Source organism: Tanticharoenia sakaeratensis NBRC 103193 (assembly GCF_000963885.1).
Lineage (GTDB): Bacteria > Pseudomonadota > Alphaproteobacteria > Acetobacterales > Acetobacteraceae > Tanticharoenia > Tanticharoenia sakaeratensis.
In genome coordinates, this window is sequence record NZ_BALE01000008.1 from 1 (window position 1) to 5695 (window position 5695).

General features: G+C 57.4%; 5 protein-coding genes. 3 read left to right on the plus strand and 2 right to left on the minus strand.

Annotation, left to right across the window (positions count from 1 at the left end; all coding sequences use genetic code 11):
- Positions 1-13 precede the first annotated feature (13 nt).
- Entirely contained in the window at positions 14-880 is an 867-nt protein-coding gene (locus tag B8446_RS02620) for a DUF3363 domain-containing protein (protein WP_148505819.1), read from the plus strand.
- 184 nt (positions 881-1064) lie between these two features.
- Here the strand turns inward: B8446_RS02620 and B8446_RS02625 are convergent, their stop codons facing one another.
- Positions 1065-1751: a Fe2+-dependent dioxygenase gene (locus B8446_RS02625; protein ID WP_048846955.1), complete on the minus strand. Its 687-nt coding sequence runs from the start codon at positions 1749-1751 to the stop codon at positions 1065-1067.
- A gap of 9 nt (positions 1752-1760) precedes the next feature.
- Positions 1761-4118: a TonB-dependent receptor gene (locus B8446_RS02630; protein ID WP_084712015.1), complete on the minus strand. Its 2358-nt coding sequence runs from the start codon at positions 4116-4118 to the stop codon at positions 1761-1763.
- A 124-nt stretch (positions 4119-4242) separates the two neighbouring features.
- Between B8446_RS02630 and B8446_RS02635 the strand changes: the two genes are divergently transcribed.
- On the plus strand, positions 4243-5085 hold the full coding sequence (locus tag B8446_RS02635) for a tetratricopeptide repeat protein (protein ID WP_084712016.1): 843 nt from the start codon (positions 4243-4245) through the stop codon (positions 5083-5085).
- Positions 5086-5244: 159 nt separating this feature from the next.
- On the plus strand, positions 5245-5463 hold the full coding sequence (locus B8446_RS16400) for a VOC family protein (RefSeq protein ID WP_264921869.1): 219 nt from the start codon (positions 5245-5247) through the stop codon (positions 5461-5463).
- The last annotated feature ends 232 nt before the right edge of the window (positions 5464-5695 follow it).

Consider the following 5695-nt stretch of genomic DNA (forward strand, 5'->3'; position numbering starts at 1 on the left):
GACCCTAACTTAAATCCGTGGGCATGTTCGGGGCAGGGTCACCGCCGAACCGACACTGCGCGAGATGGGTGAGCGGGGCGACATCATCAAACGGCTTCATCGTGCCCTGAAGGAGAAGGGCATCGACCGGGCGGCGTCGTCCTGGGTCGTGGCGGGAGAACAGGCGACTGGGCCGGTCATCGGCCGGCTGGTCGATCGCGGTCTTGATGACGAGCTAAAAGGCAGCGCCTGGGCGATCGTCGACGGCGTGGACGGGCATGCGCGCCATATCCGCCTGCCCACGCTCGACGCTGCCTCGGACGCCCCCGCGGGCGCCATCGTGGAACTGCGGCGTTTTGAGAGTGCTGATGGCCGGCGACGCGCAGCACTTGCCGTGCGTTCGGACCTGGCGATCGGGGAGCAGGTGACGGCGCGGGGGGCGACGTGGCTGGATCGTCAGTTGATCGCCCGGGAACCGGTCGCGCTGGGCGATGCGGGTTTCGGCGCCGAGCTTCGCGACGCGCTGGCCCGACGCCGGGCGCATCTGGTCGAACAGGGCATCGCCCGGCAGGAGGGCGAAAAGGTTTTCTATCCGCGCGGGATGCTGGCGACATTGCAGCAGCGGGAACGGGACGATCTCGCCAGCAGGCTGGAGCGCGAGACGGGACTGATTCATAGCCCGTCGGTCGCGGGCGAGTATGTCACCGGCACCTACCGCCGCCGTTTCACGCTGGGTGGGGGACGGATGGCCATGATCGACGACGGGCTCCAGTTCCAGCTCGTGCCTTGGACGCCGTCGCTGGAGAGAAAGCGGGGCCAGCACGTCTCGGGTGTCGGACGCGACGATGACGGTGTGGACTGGTCCTTCGGAAGAAAACGCGACATGGGGATCGGGTTGTAGGCATGCAAACGACCCTGGGATGACAGGGCGTTGCATGGCGACTATGGGGTGGTGGGCGGAATGTCCGTTTTTTGTGACAGTCACGAGGAAGTCGGACATTTCCCCGTTGCGCTGAAGGGGAAAAACGAACCAACAATGTCCTCCGATCATTGACCGAAAATCGAATTCTCTTGGCTGCGACGTCTTACAACTCGCACCACTGCCGCATCAGATTGTGATAGACGTTGACGAGATTGAGAACTGCCGGATCATTATCCGCCAAGCGTTGGCGTAGATCGATGATGTTCTGGTCCAGATCGAATAGGATCTGCCTGCGCGCACTGTCACGAACCATGGACTGGGTCCAGAAAAACGAGGCCCAACGGCTACCTTTCGTGATGGGCGCCACGCTGTGTAACAACGTAGTATCATATACGATCATATCACCGGCGGGCAGCTTGATTTCTTGAGTGCCTGATGCGTCGTGCATCATTAATTCCCCACCGTCGTATTCCGAAGGTTCGGTGAGGAACAGAGTGGACGAGACATCTGTGCGGATGCGCATCCCGCCAGAATTTGGAATGGGTCGAATGGCATTATCAACGTGCGTGTCGAACCGCATGCCCACATCGTACCGGTTGAACAGCGGCGGCACGACGCGGAGAGGCGCAACTGCGCTGTTGAACAGCATGTTACGTCCCAGTGCCCGCAGGACAAGGTCACCCAGAGCGCGGTGCGCTGGATGATCCAGCGGCACCTGAAGGTTCTGTTTCGCTTTGGCCGACTGCTGCCCCGCCGTCACCTTGCCATCGGACCAATCCGCCTCTGAAAGAGTTTTCCGGCAGAAGGCGAGCTCTTCCGGTGTCAGTACGCCAGGGATATGTATCAACATGGTCGGTTCTCAGTAGCTGTAGCTTAACTGCCCCAGAAAAGTCCGGCCTGCAGACGGTGTGGCGCGATTGGAAAACAGACTCTGATAGTTCAGGCGGTTAGCCAGATTGTAGCCGTTCAGTGCGACTTTCCAATGATTGTTGAAGCGATGCGAGACGACGGCATCGAAATCCAGATTCGCCGGTGCGCGAGCCGTGTTGCCGGGGTCCAGCCACACATGCTGACGCCATGTCACGCCGCCGCCGAAGGCGACGTTATAAGGTTTGGTCGAAAACGCATCGTAGACCGACCACAGCGTCGCCTGATTATGCGGAACATACTGAACGTTCTTACCAATATTAGCCTTGGTCAACGACGCCGTCGTATCGCTATCGTAAAGGGCATAGGTCGCAGTGATATTCCAACCACGTGTGATTATGCCACCGACCGATAGCTCCAAGCCCTGATTGCGCTGCGTGTCACCCGTACTGACGATCTGTCCGGTGACGGGATCAGCATTGGTGGCGTTGTTTTTCTCCAGCCTGAACAACGAGGCTGTAAATCCCATACGATCATGGAAGGCGCTGTATTTGGCGCCGAGTTCGTAAAGACTGGCTTTTTCCGGATTTGCGATCGTATTACCTGGCGGACGGATAGGCACCGACCCGTTGGTGACATACATGCCCGTCGGCGTCGTCGATTTCGCCCAGGTAAAGTAATATGTCTGGTGGCTGTCTGGCGTGATCAGCAAGCTGGTATTCGGATTGAACACGCTGGTGACATTATGGAAGTGAACATCCGGATTGGCCGCCACGTTGCCGCCCGTCGCGTTATAGCTGGTCTGCCAACGATCCCAGCGGAAACCGCCCTTGATCGACAGCCAGTTCGTGAACCAGATCTGATCGTAGAGAAACAGTCCCGCGTCAAACCCGTAGCCATTGGTGTGATCCTTGGCGCCAATGCCGCCAAGATTGACCAGACCGCCTGGATTAAGATCGCCGGGGACCATGTCTAGATTGCCGACATTAGGGTTCGGATTGACCAGATTTGCGTAAGGCTTCGGCTTCAGATAGGTCGATTGCGAACGCACGTCGTTCACGCGCTCGACATCGAAACCTGCGACGACCTGGTGCTTCAGGACGCTGGTGTTGAAGTCTGCTACCATCGAGCCGACATTCTGCACGGACCAGCTGGTCTGCTGATAAGGCAATGGCGCCATGTATGTTCCTGGTCCGGTGCCTTTGCCCGCGCCGACCGGACCGGACCGGGCGACCAGAGCGGCGTTCGGATTGCCGAGGAAATAGTTATTGACGCAGGTTTGGTCGCATGTGGCTTTCGATGCAGCGAAGGTTCGATAGAATTCACCGCCGCGCAGATCGTTATAGAACGTGATGTGCTTGTTCAATTTATACGAGAAGCGCGCGGTCTCCATATTGTCGTTCGTCGCGTTCTCGTCGCTGTTCGTTCCATACCAGTTGGTGCGTGGAATACCATACTGCGTGATTGGCATGGCATAGGCCGTGCCAGGCTTTTTTACGACAGGCACGCCAAAATCGGGAACCGAGTTTTCCTGCTGGTGCATATACTGCAGCACGAGCGTTGCTCGTTCGCCCAGACCGAACGCAAGCGACGGCGCAATCCCCCAGCGATGGGAATTGACGTAATCGCGTCCAACAATGTTGTTCTCGTTCCCCATGCCTTCGATACGGAAGGCAGTCGTGGCATTCAGCCTTTGGTTGACGTCGAACGTACCGCGATAATATCCGCCCGAACCGCCGCTGAAGTCTGCTGTATAGCGATTGGCAAGTCCTGGCATCTTGGTCACCATGTTGATGGCGCCCCCGGTCGTCCCGTTGCCGAAGACCTCCGACGACGGCCCCTTGATGACCGAAATTGTCTCCATGTTGAATGCGTCACGGCTATAGACGCCAAAATCGCGCAAACCGTCCTCATAAATATCGTTTTGGGCCTGAAAGCCACGAATAAGGAACTGGTCGCCGTTCATGCCGCCAGCACCTTCTCCGATGGAGGACGTAACGCCCGGCACATCGCGCAGAGCTTCATCCAGCGACTTGACGTTCTGCTGCTTCATCAACGCCTGTGGCACCACGTTGATGTTCTGCGGTGTGTGCAGGACATCCTGCGGCATGCGTGACAACCCGATTGACTGATGAAGCGTGTTAAAGCCGTGCCCAATGACCGTCAGGTGCTCTTCATCGTCGAGCGTATGACTGTCGAACGATTTTTCCTTGTCGGGGCGCCGGTATCGGTCGTGATGATCATGGTCAGATTTTTTCGCCGTATCTGCCGCCAGTCCCTGTGAAGGCGAGAGAGCGAGCCCGGTGACGATGGGCAAAGGGGTAAGGCAATGACGAATGAAACGGCTCATGACATCCTGCAACGGAAAGTGACGAAGACGCTTTGTTTAGCTCTGATGATAACGACTCGCAATTGCAAATAAGCTCAAATCGTGCTCAGTGCGAATCTCCTCTCTTCGTCTGATCGAAAGCGTCATGATCGTCTCGGCCGCAACACGTTCCTTTTCCTTCGTTCGCAGATCACGCACGTCGCTGCTCGGCCGTAAACCTTTGCCGGATGCAATCGAAACGATCCGGCAGAATGCCATGAAAGGGCATGTGCTCGCGCAGGTACAGTGGGGCGATATTCTACCGGACAGCATTTATATCGCACGTGACGTTGTCAGAGCGCGGCAATGGTTTTTTATTGCCGCTAACGCCGGGTATGGCCCGGCTTATAATATGATCGGGCGCTGCTATCATTTTGGTTGGGGTTGCCCGATTGATCTCACTAAAGCCGCCGTCAGTTACCGACGAGCGGGTGAGCTCGGCGATCCGTGGGGCCAGTATAATCTTGGCATTCTTCTCATGCGCGGGCTGGGCATCGATGCGGATCTCAGCCGCGCACTGGCTCTGTTTCGTGCGGCCGCATCCGTAGGCCACGCCAAATCGATGAACCTCGTGGCCCGATTTACGGAGAAGGGCTGGGAAACCTCGCGAGACCCGGTCATTGCCCTCGACTGGTACCGTCGTTCGGACGAGGGTGGCGACTACCGCGGGCAGCACAACTACGCCACGGCCCTGCTGGATCAGGGCCAAAAAGAGGAGGCGCTACAATGGTGGCGCCGCGCCGTGCCACACGCGACGTCGGATATTTTGCTGGCAGCGGAACGACATCTGGCGTTGTTGGGTCTGGAAGGTGACGCGGCCATACTCGATTGCGTCCGAAGCCGTCTCTCGGATATCTCGGCCGTTCCCAACCCGGCGTCGAAAGCCGGCACCTCTTTTAGAGCGACTTTATCCGATCAGATAAGTCCATCTGATCGGATGTCACTGTAGTTGTCTGCCAGGACACCAAAATGACCTTTGGGCGGGTGGCACCTACAATCTGCGCCTGCGACATTCATGATGCTCAAGCGTTTTACTCGCGCGTCCTTGGTTTCGAAAGAGTATTTGAAAACGGTGTGATCCTGTCGGATTTATGGTTCTGACAAAAAATTGTGCGGAAATTCACCTGAGCCAGAAGTCGGGACACAAGGCTCAACAGTCAACGTTATGCATATGTTCGTCTACGATGTAGCGGCGCTCTATGCGATTTGCGAGGCTGGGGAGGTGAGGATTATAAAGACCCTCGCCGACAAAGAATACGGTCAACGCGCCTTCGCGCTGGCCGACCCGGACGGCAACCGGATCGACATAGGCGAAAGAAGTCCGTGAACCAAACTGCCGTCTGAGGTCCGCTTAAGGAACAACGCTCTTTGAGCGCGTATGTCCGCCATGAAGGCGGATCCGGATGTCGAGGCGAATGCCAAGCGGGGTGGGCTGGCCCATGACATTGAACGGGGAATAACGCCCGTGGCGACTTCGGTCGCGGCAAAATGGCCGCTGATAATGGACTTGACAGATGACCCTGCCCCGAACATGCCCACGGATTTAAGTTAGGGTCTGT